At 41.7% G+C, this 16,873-nt stretch carries 15 protein-coding genes; 5 read left to right on the forward strand and 10 right to left on the reverse strand.

Going from position 1 to position 16,873, the window contains the following annotated elements; all coding sequences use genetic code 11:
• Nucleotides 1–153: 153 nt before the first annotated feature.
• The 4 genes from ACMX3D_RS17645 to ACMX3D_RS17660 form a co-directional block, all read right to left on the reverse strand.
• Complete coding sequence (locus ACMX3D_RS17645; protein WP_482747176.1) at nt 154–432, reverse strand: CTB family bacteriocin; 279 nt, start codon at nt 430–432, stop codon at nt 154–156.
• 197 nt (nt 433–629) lie between these two features.
• A complete protein-coding gene (locus ACMX3D_RS17650; RefSeq protein ID WP_482747177.1) occupies nt 630–1,001 on the reverse strand; it encodes a CTB family bacteriocin in 372 nt (123 codons plus the stop codon).
• A gap of 376 nt (nt 1,002–1,377) precedes the next feature.
• Complete coding sequence (locus ACMX3D_RS17655) at nt 1,378–1,737, reverse strand: CTB family bacteriocin (protein ID WP_482747178.1); 360 nt, start codon at nt 1,735–1,737, stop codon at nt 1,378–1,380.
• A gap of 565 nt (nt 1,738–2,302) precedes the next feature.
• Complete coding sequence (locus ACMX3D_RS17660; protein WP_482747179.1) at nt 2,303–3,007, reverse strand: diacylglycerol/polyprenol kinase family protein; 705 nt, start codon at nt 3,005–3,007, stop codon at nt 2,303–2,305.
• A gap of 62 nt (nt 3,008–3,069) precedes the next feature.
• On the opposite strand from ACMX3D_RS17660, the gene yidD reads away from it, so the two are divergent.
• The 3 genes from yidD (at nt 3,070) to ACMX3D_RS17675 (ending at nt 4,889) form a co-directional block, all read left to right on the forward strand.
• Nucleotides 3,070–3,369, forward strand: a complete 300-nt coding sequence (gene yidD / locus ACMX3D_RS17665) for a membrane protein insertion efficiency factor YidD (RefSeq protein ID WP_482747180.1) — start codon at nt 3,070–3,072, stop codon at nt 3,367–3,369.
• A 330-nt stretch (nt 3,370–3,699) separates the two neighbouring features.
• A complete protein-coding gene (locus tag ACMX3D_RS17670) occupies nt 3,700–4,563 on the forward strand; it encodes a DUF4114 domain-containing protein (protein WP_482747181.1) in 864 nt (287 codons plus the stop codon).
• A gap of 89 nt (nt 4,564–4,652) precedes the next feature.
• Nucleotides 4,653–4,889 (forward strand): hypothetical protein, encoded by a 237-nt coding sequence (locus ACMX3D_RS17675; RefSeq protein WP_482747182.1) that lies wholly within the window; start codon nt 4,653–4,655, stop codon nt 4,887–4,889.
• Here the strand turns inward: ACMX3D_RS17675 and ACMX3D_RS17680 are convergent.
• The 4 genes from ACMX3D_RS17680 to ACMX3D_RS17695 all read right to left on the reverse strand — a co-directional run bounded on the left by ACMX3D_RS17680 (nt 4,879) and on the right by ACMX3D_RS17695 (nt 10,181).
• Nucleotides 4,879–5,487: a pentapeptide repeat-containing protein gene (locus tag ACMX3D_RS17680; RefSeq protein WP_482747183.1), complete on the reverse strand. Its 609-nt coding sequence runs from the start codon at nt 5,485–5,487 to the stop codon at nt 4,879–4,881. The two genes, ACMX3D_RS17675 and ACMX3D_RS17680, sit on opposite strands and share 11 nt — an antisense overlap.
• Before the next feature lie 461 nt (nt 5,488–5,948).
• Entirely contained in the window at nt 5,949–7,466 is a 1,518-nt protein-coding gene (trpE, locus tag ACMX3D_RS17685; protein ID WP_482747184.1) for an anthranilate synthase component I, read from the reverse strand.
• Nucleotides 7,467–7,605: 139 nt separating this feature from the next.
• Complete coding sequence (locus ACMX3D_RS17690) at nt 7,606–8,025, reverse strand: photosystem I reaction center subunit II PsaD (RefSeq protein WP_482747185.1); 420 nt, start codon at nt 8,023–8,025, stop codon at nt 7,606–7,608.
• A gap of 149 nt (nt 8,026–8,174) precedes the next feature.
• The gene (locus ACMX3D_RS17695; protein ID WP_482747186.1) at nt 8,175–10,181 is read right to left on the reverse strand and encodes a DICT sensory domain-containing protein; all 2,007 of its coding nucleotides are present in this window, start codon (nt 10,179–10,181) and stop codon (nt 8,175–8,177) included.
• 928 nt (nt 10,182–11,109) lie between these two features.
• Here ACMX3D_RS17695 and ACMX3D_RS17700 point away from each other — a divergent pair.
• Entirely contained in the window at nt 11,110–13,401 is a 2,292-nt protein-coding gene (locus ACMX3D_RS17700; RefSeq protein ID WP_482747187.1) for an amylo-alpha-1,6-glucosidase, read from the forward strand.
• Between the two features lie 187 nt (nt 13,402–13,588).
• Here the strand turns inward: ACMX3D_RS17700 and ACMX3D_RS17705 are convergent, their stop codons facing one another.
• The gene (locus tag ACMX3D_RS17705) at nt 13,589–13,906 is read right to left on the reverse strand and encodes a DUF2973 domain-containing protein (protein WP_482747188.1); all 318 of its coding nucleotides are present in this window, start codon (nt 13,904–13,906) and stop codon (nt 13,589–13,591) included.
• A gap of 311 nt (nt 13,907–14,217) precedes the next feature.
• Entirely contained in the window at nt 14,218–14,538 is a 321-nt protein-coding gene (locus ACMX3D_RS17710; RefSeq protein ID WP_482747189.1) for a DUF2605 domain-containing protein, read from the reverse strand.
• Between the two features lie 404 nt (nt 14,539–14,942).
• Here ACMX3D_RS17710 and thrS point away from each other — a divergent pair, with 404 nt between their 5' ends.
• Nucleotides 14,943–16,784 (forward strand): threonine--tRNA ligase, encoded by a 1,842-nt coding sequence (thrS, locus tag ACMX3D_RS17715; RefSeq protein ID WP_482747190.1) that lies wholly within the window; start codon nt 14,943–14,945, stop codon nt 16,782–16,784.
• The last annotated feature ends 89 nt before the right edge of the window (nt 16,785–16,873 follow it).

The raw sequence follows: 16,873 nt of genomic DNA on the forward strand, positions 1-16,873 counted from the left end.
TGCTCAAACTCCCTCAAAGACCTCACTTACGTCGAGCGAGTAATAACTATCTCCTCTCCCCTCTTCTTAATTCGTGCAAAATAATTTTTAAAATTGATTTTCAAAGCAGAAAAATTTATTGATATTCCTGTTTGATGAACTGTTTGGACTAATTTAAGGCAACACTACAGAACTATTAACTGGTGTTGCAGGGGTAGAGTTGTCTATAGGGTTAATCGATAATGAAGACTGCGCACTACTCTTGCAATCTGCCATCTGGGTGTAAGTATTGGAAATATTAGTTTGCTCCTGCTGAGTGTTGGTCATTGTTTGCTTTGCAAAACTTTGATCAAAATAGATGTCGTTTCTCTGAAAGTCAACACCACCCGTCAGTAATTCTTGCTGTTGATGAACTAACTCAATCAACAAACCTGATACAATTTGAGGTGACATAATTTTTAGTCTCACTTAGCTAGTATCTAAATAAAGGATTCCAGAGAAAACCCAAAAAATTCTGGAATCCTCTTTATCTAGCGTTTCTAAAGATCAGCTTGATCACCTACAACCTTGATTGAGCGATCTCTTTACCATACCAATAAGTAAATTGCAGATTTTGCTAAGGGATGACAGCTGAACTTTTTGCGTCAGATCTAGTGATGCTTTAAAAGATTGGCTGATTTTACTTCACCTCCTAAGCCTGTCTGTGGTGTAGAAACGCCTAGTGTGCCAGATTCGACACCGCCGCCACCGAGAATGGGAGCTGCACCCAAAGGCGCAACTGTAGGCACAGATGGTGCGCCCAATGTCAAGAAATCTTGTGCAGCGGTATTAACTGCTGAATTTGTACCGATGGAGTTAGCAACGCTACCATGAGGGCCGGAAGCCGAAAAACCTTGTAATTTGGCTATTCTATTAGCGTAATTGCTCCCAGCCAACTCAAAGTCTGCACCGCCAGTTATCACCTCTTGTTGCTCATCAGATAATGCAATATACAATTCGGACGTGATCATTTGATGTGACACGATTGTTAGCCTCACTTACGTAATAAATCACCCAAGAATTCTGAGTGATTAATGCATATATGCAATCTTTTCTCAGGTAAATAAGCAGAAAAAATTGCACACTAGCTTCGAGCATTCATCAATGCTGACTTTTAAACAGAAAACCAAGAGCCATCCAATTGCTCATAACCACAGCGATCGCTCTAGATAGCTGCACTTTATTGAAAATATGAACAAGTTGGCTTCTGCATTGCTCTGTGAATTATTCAGAATAAAAATTGCAGATTAGTAGAGGTAATACCCCTACATACCAGTCCCAGCCTATATTAGCGAAGCGCTATGGTGTGACCATATAGTTCTCTTGGCTTTCTGTGGGAATGGTTTAGACTAGCTGAATTTATTGCATACCTGGTAAGCTAGTACCACCTGGTACAGTTTCAGTACCTCCAGTCGGTGTACCTATGGGAGCTGCTGCCGAACCATTCAGTATTGGAGCAGCACCCAAAGCAGCAACTGTAGGCGCAGATGGTGCGCCTAATGTCAAGAAATCTTGGGCAGCAGTATTAACTGCCCCAGTTGCACCAACAGAATGGCTAGTGCTACCACTAGGGCCAGATAATGATAGCCCTTGTAAATGGGAGAGTCGTTTGGCGAAATTACTGCCAGCCAACTCAAAGTCTGCACCACCAGCAACTAATTCCTGCTGTTGATCGGATAACTCGATCAACAACTCTGATACAAATATTTGATGTGACATGATTGTTAGCCTCACTTACGTTTGGTGGATTCACCACCTAAGTACCCAACTATAAGCACTGTTTGTCAAGAAATCATAAATCTATAGATAGAAATCAAAACTATAGTTTTACTACTCGAAGTAGATATAAAAAAATGTTTTATGTGTTCAAGATATCCTTATATGCTTCGAGTAAAAATAGTAAATTCTGATGAATATTTACATGTTTTGAGCAAATACCCATTGCAATAATTCAGTGATGTTAGAATGTAGAATACAAAATCTTCTCTTTTGACTACTGAATTGTGAAGTTATTAATTATTAAGGGCTGATAAGCTATCTCATTGGTATTTAGCTAATAGTAATAGGTCAAAAGGCATTAAAGCGGGATTAGTCAGAAATTGCCAAGTAATGATGTATAGCAGTCTAAGCATAGATAATGACAAAGGCTAATGATCAAACATGGACACTGAGCGACTTTAAAGCCTGTTGCCTGTTGCCTGTTGCCTGTTGCCTGCTATAAAATAAAACTAAAACTAACACAAAGTGAAGTATACCTATAAAAACTAAGGCAAACTATCTAACTCTAACTCAGTAGATAAGTAGTCAATAAAAAGGCGAGACTAGCACTACCCAAAGGAACCGTTAAATTATCAATACCCAAAAAGGAAACGGCTTCTAAACCAGTAGCAGCGATCGCTACAGCCAAGGATACCACCCAAGTTTGCCAGATATTTCCTTGGACACCAAACAAAATCACACTACTCACAATGTAGCTGGTTAACGTCATCGTTAAAGAGCCTTCCCAGCTTTTATGCGCCCCAAAAACTTCATACTTATGTTTGCCAAAGCGTTGACCAACCAACGCTGCTAGACCATCTCCCCAAGTCATCACCATAATTCCGATGGCCGCGTATTGTGGTTGTTGCAAATGCCAAAACCACGCAACCAAAATGCCAAAACTCACGGCATAAAAAAACGTTCCTAAACTTTGGCGACCGACACTGTTAATCCCAGGAAGAATCGGAAATCGATAAGATAACAAAGTGACAATACTCGCTAGAATCGAAGCTGTAATACCTACATTGGCTGGGATATCTAGCCACCACGCCAGCAGAATCACATTGCCAGTACCAATATGAACAATTTTTCTGACTATTTCTGAATCAGCAGTGGCAAAGCGACTTACCACCCATGAGACAAGGAGAATAAGCAGCACCCAAACTGCAACTATGGTAATTTGCAGCCACAAAGGTAGAGTTGATGTTAAACCAGGAATCAGAGTTAACAAAGATGTTACAAAATAAACAATTTTTACCCTTGTTTCTAATTTATAAGATTTGGGTGACAGGAATGAAAATATTATTCATTTGGCTAATTCGGGGTTACAGAATGTTTATCTCTCCGTTGTTTCCTCCGACTTGTCGCTTTCAGCCAACTTGCTCAATGTATGCCATCCAAGCAATTGAAAGGTTTGGAGTAGTGCGTGGTGGCTGGATGGCAATTCGGCGCATCTTGCGTTGTCATCCATTTCATCCTGGAGGTTATGATCCGGTACCAGAAATAACACCAACAGTAACGCAGCAAGATTGCTGTAGTCACACTCTGGTAAATTCTGTGGATGAAACTCAACAAGACACGCGAAATCTCTAAAAATATCTTAGAGTGATACGCAATATCCACAGCATTCCTAGTTGATTTGTGAATTTCCTGATGAAGGAAGTAGACAACTTATTTATTCACCCATCATTTAGAATTGTTAGATATTTTCGTTTCTGTATTTCTACTTGAAGATTTTTCCATTAATTAGCTAGAAGAAAATACTTATAAAAATAGTTTTTTAGTATAAATACATAAGTTTTATAATTAATTATAATTCAAAGCTCTAAATATAAAAAAGTGAACAATTTCCACAAGATAAGCTAGACGAATCAATAGCAAATCTCTTACTAATGGATTCATGATTTAAGACAATAGAAAGTCATGAAAAATTCATTGTTCAATAATTTACTTGCAGCGACAGCTTTAGTATCTGGCTTGTGGGTATCTGCTACACCAGCAAATGCTGTTAACATCAAAAGCAGAGATGAAGCCCCAGTAGAGTTTAAAGATAATATTCAAAACTTTAGAGACTTTGTTGGTAAAGAAGCCCGCTACTTAGCACCTGAGACAATTGGCGCACATAAAGTTGACTTATCTCAATCTCAACTGCAACTGAAATATGCTTACGATACTAAGGTCTTTTTTATTGGTGAAACAGCTGGCGGATATCGTAACCGTTTAGATTTTCAAGCAACGTATGGTGATACAGTCACCACAGGGAAAATTTTTGGAGACACCTCTTGTAGTACTAAAGATAGTGGCTTTCAAAATTTTAGCGATTTTTGTCAAAATCCCAACGATGCTTTAGCTAACAAAAGCCAACAAGACAGCCCCTTAAATGTTGGCGACTGGGTAGACTTAGGTAAATTCCAAGCTGGTACTACACTTGATTTCTTGCTGCACTCTAATGATATCAATGGTGGCATTTATGGAACTAACCAACAAGGAAAAACAGTTAAAGGCGTGTTTGGTTTAAATGAAGCTACCAACCCAGATGGTTTGCAACACGTAATGGCTTATGTGTACAAAAACTTCTTAGTCTTGGGTTATGAAGACTTATGGGGCGGTGGCGACAAAGATTATAATGATGTGGTTTTTGCCATAGATATTGGTGAAAGAAACGCGACTGCATTAACAAAAGGTGTCAGCGTTCCAGAACCTTCTGCAACTATAGCGCTGTTTGGTATCGGTGCTATTGGTTTACTCAGAACTCGTCGCCGTTCTCTAAAAAAAGCTAGGCTGTAGAACATCTGTCTACTCACAAGTCATAATTTTACTTAGAGTTTCAGGGGAGTAAATAGAATTTTTCTTTAGTATGAAAAAATAGTGATTACTTGCGTGTACTTTTTAAACAGCCTTTTTTGCATCTGCCAATATATAATTCAAGCGATCGCTTTTTTCTTTCCTCCAGAAGCGATCGCTTCTTTTCATTTGCACTATCTATTCAATTAGGCTTAATACTTGCTGATCAAAAGATACAGTATGGTGAATCTGAGACAGATACCTTTTTTGGTCAGCTTTGTTCTGCAATCATCGATTCCTGGTTTGCCATTTTAGACATTATTGACTAGTAATCAGTTCATAAAAATCAGCATTATTGATGTTTACTTGTGATAAATCAACATCACTCAGATTAGCTTTGAAGAAGATGGTTCTATGGAGATTGGCATAACTTAAGTCTGCTTTGCTTAAATTTGCTCCAGTTAAATTTGCAGCACTGAGATTTGCTCCTGCTAAGTTAGCACCACTGAGATTAGCGTAGCTCAAATCTGCACCACTTAAATCTGCTCCACTGAGGTCAGCATTGCGTAAGTCTGCTAAACGTAGGTCTGATTTCTGTAGAGTAGCTTTATGTAAGTCTACATTACTCAGGTTTGCCCGAATTAAGTTAGCAGCTTTCAAATTTGTCCAAATTAGAATTGCCCCACTAAGGTTTGTTCTCCAAAGGCAGGACGCAGCCAAATTTGCTTCAATGAGGTTGGCTCCACGCAGACTGGAATGAGATAAAGTTACATTCACTAAGCTGGCGCTATCCAAATTAATTCCAGCTAAACATACCTCACTAAGGTTAACTGAGTGCAGGCACACCTGAGTGAAATTTCTCTCTCCTGCCTGATAGCGTCTGAGAAGTTCATCAGCATCCATACAGCCTGCCTTCCAATTAATCATTTACCTAACTTGATTTAGTTGATGTTGGTCAATAACTACTCACCTGAACTGACTTTGCAATTAAAGTCTTAGGGTAAATGCTTGAGTGCATTTAAGTTACTTTATGTAACTGCATGTAAAGAAATATAACAAAATCGTTACAAATGCACAATAATTTCTCAGCTATGTGTTGATAGTTCCTCTTTATATGAGAAATAGGAATATTTGAAGTTTGACGAGAATAGCTTCAAAGAATCACATAGGATTGAGACAGACAGGTTGTCTGTTAAGGCTGGGTGTAAGTTTCTCAGATTTTTGCCTATTTACACCCTGAACTGCCGAAAATCCTTGATTTTTTGTCTTATTGCTTCAGTCTGATCACAGTAAGTTACGATAACAACATAACTTACAGTACATAAGAGTCAACAAAACTTGAAAATACCCAAGATAGATTTTTTACTATGTATTTGGGTCAAATTTCTTTAGCGTAAACAGCGAATCGCTACTAATAGTCCTCTAGCTTTATTTAGCGTCTCTTCATATTCTTTTTCTGGTTCAGAATCAGCTACCAAACCTGCACCAGCTTGAACGCTAACAATGTTATCTCGGACTACCATTGTACGAATAGCGATCGCACTATTTAATTGTCCTTCAAAATCGTAATAACCATACACGCCAGAATAAACACCCCGACGGCTCGGTTCTAATTCGTTAATGATTTCCATCGCCCGAATTTTAGGTGCGCCGCTAACTGTACCCGCGGGGAAGCAAGCTTTGAGTAAATCCCAAGCGGTTTTATTGGGTGCTAATTTACCTACCACATTACTAACGATGTGCATCACATGAGAGTAACGTTCAACGACCATCAATTCATCAACTTTCACGCTACCGCTTTGGCAAACTCGCCCCAAATCATTTCGTCCCAAGTCAACCAGCATAACGTGTTCGGCAATTTCCTTGGGGTCTTGCAGTAAATCTTCAGCTAAGGCGGTATCTTCTTTGGTTGTTTTACCCCGTGGACGTGTCCCCGCAATGGGGCGGACTGTGGCGATAATTCCCTCTTCTGGGTCACGTTCTGCTTTTACCATCACTTCGGGACTGGAACCGATAATTTGCCAATCTTGGAAGTGGAAATAAGCCATGTAAGGCGAAGGATTAATTTGTCGCAGGGAACGGTAAAGAGCAAAAGGGTCGCCTGTATATTCTGTAGAGAGACGCTGGGAAATTACAACTTGAAAGATATCCCCAGCTTTGATGTATTCTTTTGCCTTTTGGACACTGGCGCAGAATTGGTCGCGGGTGAAGTTGCTGGTGTATTCTACCTCGACATTCCCTGCTTTTTGATTGCTTGGGGGTGTCCATTCCAGAATAGTTTTTTGGGATGACAGCGGTAGAGATAGCTTGCTGACCATATTGGTGACGCGATCGCAGGCTTTTTGGTATGCTGCTTGTAAATCTACATTCGGTTCGCGTAAATCAGCATAGGCGATCGCCCAAATTTTTCGCTTCACTTGGTCAAAAATTAACAGTTGGTCGACCTGCATCCATAACCCATCGGGAATATTGCGCTCATCTTGGGGATGGACTGGGACACGCGGTTCTATCCAGCGAATCAATTCATAGCCCCAAAACCCAAATAGTCCGCCAATTCCTGGCGGTAGTTGCGGTAACTTAACTGGCTGATAAGGCTCAAGACATTGGGCTAAAGCTGTAAAGGGGTCGCCTGCAAACACAACTTGTGAACCGTCGCGGTGTGTCTGGGTTGTTTTGTCACCTCTGGCTTCCAAAACCCACAAAGGATCGCAACCTACAAAACTATAGCGTCCGATTTTTTCGCCACCTTCCACTGATTCCAACAAGAAGCTGTAAGGCTGACCTGCACAAACTTTGTACCATGCTGAGACTGGTGTATCTAAATCTGCCACCCATTCTTGATACACCGGGACAAAGTTACCTTGCGAAGCCAGCTGAGAAAAATCTGTGAAATCAGGGAAGATCATAAATTGCTAGAGAATTGAACATTGGGGACTGAGAAAGATAAAGAATCAAAGCTCAAAGCAGAAGAATGAAAATTCACACTTCATACTTCACACTTCATACTTTTCTCCTACCCAGTCCCCCTTAACCTATACCTATGCTTTAGGCATCATAGGTTTGTTTACCGCTGAACTTGAGTTGTGCTGGGCTGGGGTTTTGACCAATCCGACGGGGTACGTGACGCACTTTCTCACGGCCTTGGTTAACTTTTTCAGGGAAGACACCATCAGCTGGGTGAATGAAGGTAGTTTCTCCGTTGGGTAAAATCCGGTAGATTTTGTAGTCTGTGATTTTAAACTTCCGGAGTTGACCACCCAAAGCAATGCCGTACTCTTTACGAGCTAAGTACAGCAAGTTTTCGCCTTGGTTCATGGTAGCAGCGCCACCTGTAGGTAATTCAAACACTTGGGCTTTGGGGCTAGTCCAAGTGATAGCGTACTTTTCTTCCTCTTTTGCTTTAGTTAGCAAGCCGCCAGTGCTGCCGGCGAACAGTGGGGTTTTTCCAGAAAGTGTTTCTGCCATAAAGCATTCTCTCAAGGTTTTTAGGGCATCGTAACACCGCCATTACGATCATATTGCGATCGTGTCATAGTCTGTAACAGTTGTTTGTCATTTGTTGTTAGTTATTTGTTATTTTTCATTACAAATGACCATAGACCATTGACAAATGACTATTTACTCTTGACCTTTGCCCGCTTCTCTTCCTGGCTACCCAAAACAACAGGAATGGTGAAATGAAACTGGCTGCCTTGGTCTTTGCCTGTTGACTCTGCCCAAATTTCACCGCCCCAACCATTGACAATTTGACGACAAATTGCCAGACCCAAACCCGTACCGCCAGCGGTACGACGTAGCGCCCCTTCTTCTTGATAAAAGCGGTCAAATACCACTTCCAAGCGATTGGGTTCAATTCCCCGCCCTGTATCAGCCACAGTGACCTCAACCATCTGATTTTTATTGTGAATAGCTTTAATGGTAATTTCCCCATCTGCTGGCGTAAATTTGCAGGCGTTGTCTATCAATTTTGCCAATACTTCCACTAACCAATCACCGTCGGCTTTAACTAAGGGCAGGTTTTCTGCAATTTGCGTCTTGATTTTTGGTGGATTTTCGATCGTGGGGCGGGTGCGAGTGCGGCTGAGTGCTAAATCCACACACTCTTGTAAGGTGAGTGATTCTGGATGCCATTCCACGCGGCCGCTTTCTAGGTTTGAGAGGGTGAGAAAATCCTGTACTAATTTTCGCATCCGTTCTGAGTCGGCTAGGGCGGTATTCAGCATTACCTGCTGTAATTCCACAGGCATATCTGGCTCACTGGCGAGACTTTCCAAGCACACTTGAATGGTGGATAAAGGGGTTCGCAGTTCATGCCCTGTAATGGCTATCAAGTTGCTGCGGGTACGGTCGAGGGCTTCTAGCTGCTGGTTGAGTTCTTCGAGGTTGGCGTAAGCTTCTGCTTGAATTAAAGCGGCTCCGATTTGGGTGGCGATCGCTTTTACCAAATCAAATTCCCCTGGTTGCCACTGGTGGGGTGGTACACTGCAATAGTGTAATTCGATGATACCTAGCAATCGTCCTTGAGATAACACTGGTTCGATTAACCAAGAACGAATGCTAAATTTTTTGGCAATTAAAGAAAGTGTTGCTGAACTACTGATGCGCAAGTCGTTAAGTGTATCAGCTACACAAACACCTTCACCTTGCTGTACGACTTCCTGAAATAAAGCATTTTTATCTAAATCCCAGGTTTGCCCATATACAGATAAAACACCAGTTGTCAAAAATTCGTGTTCAATTATCGCTTGCGAATCATGAGCTTGAGCGCGGTAAATTAAACAACGACTCGCGCCTAAGTGTTGCCCTAATTCTTGGGCAGCAATTTGCAAAACTTCATGGGGATCAAGCGATCGCCGAATCGCTGTACTAATAGAGTTGATTAAGCGTTCTTTACGTGCTTGGGCAATAATTGAGCGATAAGCTTTGTGCAATTTATACTGACTAGCTTGCAAATAAGTCACCAACCGCTGCACAAAGGGGTCTGTATCAATATCACAAGCAAATTCGGTTTGTCCGATTTGAGAGTAAATTCTTGGTTCTCCGATGCCAAACCGTTGCCGTGCTTCTTTCACTTTGTTGGCTAAGTCTGGTCGATAAACTAAAATCCTGTCTAATAGCAATTGTGCTGCTTTGATGCTAACTCCTCGCTCCGATGTCCAAATACCCTCAAACCTCCGGGCTGTGTCGATGTCAAGGCCAGTACTAAACTCTGGTACTTGCTGATTTTTCGTAATAGAACCCAGGCTTTCCCGACACACCAAGCAGGTAGCATAATTATCTGCAATTACTACCAAGTGCCACTCTTGAGTTAAAGCATCATCTGGTTCAAAAGCAACTTTTTCATAGTATTCTGAGCTATTGGCAAAGTCCGTTTCTGGTGCAGATAAAACGTATATTTGATTACTGCGCTGCGCCAGCCTTTGATAGCGATGAGCTTCTTGGCGATAAAATCGCTCTCGTTGAAAACTCGCAATTACCAAGGGACTGTCTAAAGTCGCCGCTAAAACCTGATCTTCCATTGCGTGGGAGAGGGCGGTTAGTGAAGCTTTGAAATAGAGCTGGGGCCGGAGGTAAGGAATGAACTGTAGCAGATCACTCAGCACGGAAGTCGAAATGCTCATGAATATTGTTTAAGGAGCCACTTTCACAGAAAATATCCACGTCACAGCTGCATTGTACAAATTACAATGAACTCTCAAACTAGGCAAACAGCTGCGTTATGTAAAGAATCCTAAACGGCACTGTTAAAAGGCAGTAGCAGCAATTTGCTTCCACTCTATGTGGCTAAAAGTCGAAACACTGTTTTTGTGTATGTTTCCGCTTTTAGTCTTCAGATGGCGAGTTACTCTGCCCAACTGCACGAGGAGGAGCGCCCATAGGTTTCTTTACAGATATGCCAGTCTAGAGAAGAGCAAAGAACAATAACGGCTATTAATACCGTTGGCACCTTAGCGTAGGAAGGCATAGACGTGGCATAGCCCTTCGCCAAAGATACTGTAGTCTTCACCTAAATGTTGTTGGTTTATCTATATTTTGGACATTGGGATGATTTAAATCATAAGCTACTACGCTCAATATACATTCTCGGTCAGATCGGCTCTTCAGTTAACGGAAAGTTTATCAAAACAGAATTCAGGAGTTGGGAGCCAGAATACCCTAAGGAAAGCCGCTTTGCGTCTACAGAATTTATCTAGGTGTGAGTGGAGGTCATTTTTCAACCACTGATTGATTCTGGTTGCTGAATTCTGACTTTTGAATTCTTCAATTACATAGCTTTATTTTAAAAATAAAAGATAAATTGCGTAAATCGAGAGTATATACCAAGGTTGATTTATTCTCAGTAAAAATCCTGTATTATCAGCCTTGACTTTTACTCAAGAAAATATAAATTTATAAAGATTTGTTATGTAAATTTTGTCAACTAGCTTTTTCATAACGTCTTTTTTACAGTTCTGAGCAGTATTTTTTTAGATTGGACTTTGCTGCTGCTGAACTTATCAATGTTACTAAAACTACGACAACATAGACTCATACACGGAACTTTGGCTGATGACACCAGATTTGCTAATCACCCAAGAAAAAATTTCTTTGGACGGAAAGACTTTTATCCCAGCAGAACAACTTCCTATTCCAGAGTGGCCTTGTGTTGTGAGTGAAAGACCACAACCAACACTGACGGTTAAAGATGATGATTTATTTTTAGTGACAGACACGATGGGGAACATTTCTGGCTGTTCCCTCAATGATGCGAACCCCAGTATGGGTTTGTTTTGTTGTGATACGCGATTTCTCAGCCGCCTAGAATTGCAAATTGAAGGGCGATCGCCTATACTCCTGAGCAGCACAGCTGAAAAAGGCTTTTCCCTTTCTGTTTTATGCACTAACCCCAGAATTGACGATCGCCTCAAAGCTGATAATATTGGCATTAGCCGCGAAATTGTTCTTAATGGCGCACTGTTTGAAGAAATCGAAGTCTCAAACTACAGCACCACTACTGTAAGTTTTGAACTCAGTATTAGCTTTGATGCAGATTTTGTCGATTTGTTTGAAGTGCGGGGTTATGGCAGAGAAAAACGAGGTAAACTTTTACGTTTAGTCGAACCTACACCCGAAGACAAAGCCGCATTGAACGGTGATACTGCTGTGCCTGTATCGCCTCACGCTGAAACACACAAAGAAGAATTTTTAACATTAGCCTACCAAGGTCTGGATGGCTTAGTGATGGAGTCTCGTATCCAATTCCAGCATCGCCTACCAGACTACTTCAAAGGTTACACTGCTGTCTGGCGGTTGGAGTTAGCATCCCATGAAACTCAAAAACTCGGCTACCGCATTAATTTGTTAACTAACAATACCTCTAGTTCTACCGTTAGTGCGGCTTTTACCCTAGGACAGGCTAAAGCCGCAGAATTGATGGAAGAACAACATTGGGTGGAACAAACTACCCGTATTAGTTCAGACAAAAGTCTACTCAATCGAGTGATTGACCGCGCTGAACAAGATATGTACTTGTTACGCCAGTCCTTTGGCAAATACAAGACTGTTTCTGCTGGCGTACCTTGGTTTTCAGCGCTGTTTGGTCGAGATTCCATCATTACGGCTTCTCAAACCTTGATGTTAAACTCGCAAATTGCCAAAGAAACCTTGATGCTATTGGCAGCATATCAAGGGAAAGTTGAGGATGATTGGCGCGAAGAAGAACCAGGCAAAATTCTGCACGAGTTACGTTTAGGGGAAATGGCTCGTTGTCAAGAAATTCCCCATACACCTTACTACGGTACAGTTGATGCTACGCCTCTGTGGTTGATGCTGTATGCAGAATATTACACGTGGACTCATGACCATGAAACGTTAGAACAGCTTTGGCCGAATGCTATAGCGGCGATGGAGTGGATTGATCGCAGTCTGCAAGCAACTGGCTACCTGAGTTACTATCGCAGATCTAAACGTGGTTTAGCTAACCAAGGTTGGAAGGACTCAGGCGACTGTATTGTTGACCGCAAGGGAGATTTGGCTAACGGCCCCATTGCCCTGTGCGAAGTTCAAGCTTATGTTTATGCTGCTAAGATTCGCTTGGTGGAAATTGCCAGAATGAAGAAGCGGCTTGATTTAGCCGACCGTTGGCAAGAAGAAGCCAGAAATCTCAAGGTGCGTTTTAATCGGGACTTTTGGATGGAAGACCAAGATTTTTGTGCCTTAGCTTTGGATGGCGAAGGCAAACAAGTAGATAGTATTACATCTAACCCTGGTCATTGTTTACACTTGGGCATCTTTACCCCCGAAAAAGCCTACAGTGTGGCAGAAAGGCTACGCGCCCCAGATATGTTTAATGGTTGGGGAATTCGGACTTTGAGTAGCTTGTCCCCGGCTTATAATCCGATGGGTTATCACATTGGTTCGGTGTGGCCTCATGATAACTCTTTGATTGCGATAGGTTTGCGATCGCTCGGCTTAATCGATCAAGCCCTGGAACTTTTCCAAGGTATCTTCGACATGACGAGTACACAGCCTTACCAACGTCCTCCAGAACTGTTTTGCGGCTACGAACGCAAAGGTGATAATGCCCCTGTACAGTATCCTGTTGCTTGTACACCGCAAGCTTGGGCTACTGGTAGTGTATTCCAACTGCTGCAAATGATCGTAAATCTAGTACCTGACGCGCAAAATAACTGCTTACGAATTATTGACCCCGCTTTACCAGAGTCGATTAATCACCTGTCATTTCACAATTTGCGCGTTGGCACCACTATTCTGGATTTGGAATTTGAGCGTTCTGGTAATACTACTGCCTGCCGCGTAGCTAAAAAACGCGGCAATCTCCGCGTAGTTATCGAAGCTTAAACGCCCAAGATAAAGTATGAATAAAGCTAGGGGATGGGAAAGTATGAAGTATGAAGTATAAATCTTTATTTTTCATACTACCCTTCTCTTAACAAAGAGGCTGTGCGAACGGGAATCAAAAGGGCAAACAAACTTAATTTTTAAAGTAGTCCCTAGCCCCTATTCCCTACTTGCTACACTCTAATCTCTATTTTTCTTGATTTTCACTTTTGTGTCCTGGAGAAGCTTCGTAAATAGCATCTAGCTGTTGCCTCGCATCTTCAACATTGATGGAGCGCATAACTAAAAGTGGTTCTTTGATTAGATTGCCCGCGCTATCCAATAATTCTGGATGTGGTACAAACTGTTTCTTGGAGGCACGATAACCTTGATTATTCATCGCTGAAGATCTAGCTGGGTAATTTCGCTCTCGGTCAAAACTAAACATGACTAAGTTGCGAATTAAATTAGCAACCGCGATACAAGCAAGAATCGTAAAAGCCAGAATATAAAGTAGGTGCAACATTAGGGATTTCCTCCAGGGGCAGCAAGTTTAAAAACCTTGTACTGAAAAATTTCGCTGATATTGGGGATTGCAGCGGGTGTTAATTTTTAAGGCGCTTTTGATGCGCTTATATTATTTATGTGGAAAAATTTGTCAACGGCTATTCAGTTTACGGTAGCATAGGATACATTGTTTGTTAATAAAAAATTTGTTAAGGATTTTATAGTGTTGATGCGAATGATGTCATCTACCAGGTAACAGAGTTAAAAGTCGATTTACTGATGTCCTAACTACCTTGGCTATTGCTATATATCGCTAGAGCAAATTAGTAGCTAAGCGTTTTCTTTTTCTTGGTGGAAGCGCATAGCTACATTCCAGCATTCAGTTACCAATTGATGCCAAGGCGTTAAAGTTGTCATATCAATTCCGACTTGTTTATCAGTGGCAGTAAATAACATTTTCGCTGTATTCAATTCTGCTTGTGCTTGCTTGACTCGTAACAGCAGGTCAGATTGTTCTTGATGACTCATAAATGAGAGTTGCTCAGTTTCCAACAGGTTACGCGATCGCGTAAACCAATACTGAAAGTCTTCTAACAAAGGCTCTAAGACCGTTTTCAGCAACTCCGCCCCTGGTAAATTTGAGTCTTGCATAGATCTGAAGGATACTTCTATTTTTCTTATTAATATTAACGTTTTTTACAAAACTTAACATTATTATATGCTATGTCTCAAGAAATAAAGTTAAAAAAATCTGTGAGAATAGTTACAAAGTTATAATTCTAAAAATAAGAACATAATACTTTTACTGTAGAAAAATTAAACCCAAAGACTGTAGACCAGACACCGCCGACAACAAGCCAAATTTTAATTTTCATACTTCAGACTTCACCCTACCCTGCGGGAAGCCACCCAAGGGGTGTCTACATACTTTATAGAATGCTAGAGTGCATCCAGTGCAGCTAAAACTCTGTCAAACCCAAAGATAACCATATGTTATATTTGGGTAAGTTTTTCAGCATTTTAACTAATAAATCACTGTTTGTAATCCTTCGCCAATGGTTCAGCAGCCAATGTCGCCTAATCAAGAACTGCATCCAGCAGAACAACCAGAAAAAGTTTATTTACCCCGCACCAGCGAATCAGAGACTTTAAAAAAGATTCGCCACACAACTTCTCATGTGATGGCAATGGCAGTGCAGAAGCTGTTTCCCAAGGCGCAAGTTACAATTGGCCCCTGGATAGAAAATGGATTTTACTACGACTTCGACAGTCCAGAGCCATTTACTGACAAAGACCTCAAAGCCATCCAAAAAGAGATGGCTAAGATTATTAATCGTAAATTGCCAGTAATTAGGGAAGAAGTCAGCCGGGAAGAAGCCGAACGCCGCATTCAGGAAATTAATGAGCCTTATAAATTAGAAATTCTGGCAGATTTGAAAGAACCAATCACCATTTATCATCTAGGCAATGAATGGTGGGATTTGTGCGCCGGGCCTCACGTAGAAAATACCAAAGATTTAAACCCCAAAGCTATCGATTTAGAAAGCGTTGCGGGTGCTTATTGGCGTGGGGATGAAACCAAAGCGCAACTACAGCGCATTTACGGTACTGCTTGGGAAACTCCAGAACAACTAGCTGAATACAAACGCCGTAAAGAAGAAGCATTGCGCCGTGACCACCGCAAACTTGGTAAAGAACTGGGATTATTTATCTTTTCCGACTTAGTAGGGCCGGGTTTACCTTTGTGGACTCCCAAAGGTACTTTATTGCGGAATATTTTAGAAGACTTCCTCAAGCAGGAACAGCTCAAGCGCGGTTATTTGCCTGTAGTAACTCCCCACATTGCCAGAGTGGATTTATTTAAAACTTCCGGTCACTGGCAAAAATATAAAGAAGATATGTTCCCCTTAATGGCAGAGGATGAAGCCGCCGCCGCACTTGAGCAAGGCTTTGTTATGAAGCCGATGAACTGTCCCTTCCACATCCAAATATATAAGAGCGAGTTACGTTCTTATCGAGAACTACCAATGCGCTTGGCAGAATTCGGTACTGTCTACCGCTATGAACAATCAGGGGAATTAGGCGGTTTAACCAGAGTGCGCGGCTTTACTGTGGATGACTCGCACTTGTTTGTTACTCCAGAACAGCTAGACGCAGAATTTCTCAACGTAGTGGATTTGATTTTGTCTGTGTTCAATAAACTGCAACTAAAGAACTTCAAAGCCAGACTTAGTTTCCGTGACCCTGCTAGTGATAAATATATCGGTTCCGATGAAGCTTGGGAAAAAGCTCAAGGTGCGATTCGCCGCGCCGTGGAACAACTAGGAATGGAACACTTTGAAGGTATAGGGGAAGCGGCATTTTATGGGCCAAAACTCGACTTTATCTTCCAAGATGCTTTGGAAAGAGAATGGCAACTCGGAACTGTGCAAGTTGACTACAACTTACCAGAACGCTTTGATTTAGAGTATGTTGCTGAAGATGGTTCTCGCAAGCGTCCGGTAATGATTCACCGCGCACCTTTCGGTTCCTTAGAACGGCTGATTGGGATATTAATTGAAGAGTATGCAGGTGATTTCCCCTTGTGGTTAGCACCAGTGCAAGTGCGGTTGCTATCTGTTAGTGATGCACAGCTAGACTTTGCTAAAAATGTTGTAGCGAAAATGCAAGCTTTGGGTATCCGTGCCGAAGTCGATACCAGTGGCGATCGCTTGGGTAAATTAATCCGCAACGCCGAGAAAGATAAAATACCCGTAATGGCTGTGGTAGGTGCGAAGGAAGTTGAAACCAACTCTTTAAGCATCCGTACCCGCGCTTCTGGTGAGTTAGGCGCAATTTCTGTAGATGAAGTAGTGCAGAAATTGAAAGATGCGATCGCAAACTTCGAGAACTTTTAGCCCTCAGATTGGGTCTTTCTTACAGATGTCAGGCCTAGACTAATTGAGGAGTTAAGGAAAAGTACTTGCTTTAGAGGCAATTCATATAA

The organism is Anabaena sp. TISTR 8404 (assembly GCF_056847745.1).

Bases quoted from the DNA above. Each gene is read 5' to 3' on its own strand.
- ACMX3D_RS17645 (WP_482747176.1), bottom strand. From the start codon at position 432: ATGTCACCTCAAATTGTATCAGGTTTGTTGATTGAGTTAGTTCATCAA.
- ACMX3D_RS17655 (WP_482747178.1), bottom strand. From the start codon at position 1,737: ATGTCACATCAAATATTTGTATCAGAGTTGTTGATCGAGTTATCCGAT.
- yidD (WP_482747180.1), top strand. From the start codon at position 3,070: ATGAAAATATTATTCATTTGGCTAATTCGGGGTTACAGAATGTTTATC.
- ACMX3D_RS17670 (WP_482747181.1), top strand. From the start codon at position 3,700: ATGAAAAATTCATTGTTCAATAATTTACTTGCAGCGACAGCTTTAGTA.
- ACMX3D_RS17680 (WP_482747183.1), bottom strand. From the start codon at position 5,487: ATGATTAATTGGAAGGCAGGCTGTATGGATGCTGATGAACTTCTCAGA.
- trpE (WP_482747184.1), bottom strand. From the start codon at position 7,466: ATGATCTTCCCTGATTTCACAGATTTTTCTCAGCTGGCTTCGCAAGGT.
- ACMX3D_RS17690 (WP_482747185.1), bottom strand. From the start codon at position 8,025: ATGGCAGAAACACTTTCTGGAAAAACCCCACTGTTCGCCGGCAGCACT.
- ACMX3D_RS17695 (WP_482747186.1), bottom strand. From the start codon at position 10,181: ATGAGCATTTCGACTTCCGTGCTGAGTGATCTGCTACAGTTCATTCCT.
- ACMX3D_RS17700 (WP_482747187.1), top strand. From the start codon at position 11,110: ATGACACCAGATTTGCTAATCACCCAAGAAAAAATTTCTTTGGACGGA.
- ACMX3D_RS17705 (WP_482747188.1), bottom strand. From the start codon at position 13,906: ATGTTGCACCTACTTTATATTCTGGCTTTTACGATTCTTGCTTGTATC.
- ACMX3D_RS17710 (WP_482747189.1), bottom strand. From the start codon at position 14,538: ATGCAAGACTCAAATTTACCAGGGGCGGAGTTGCTGAAAACGGTCTTA.
- thrS (WP_482747190.1), top strand. From the start codon at position 14,943: ATGGTTCAGCAGCCAATGTCGCCTAATCAAGAACTGCATCCAGCAGAA.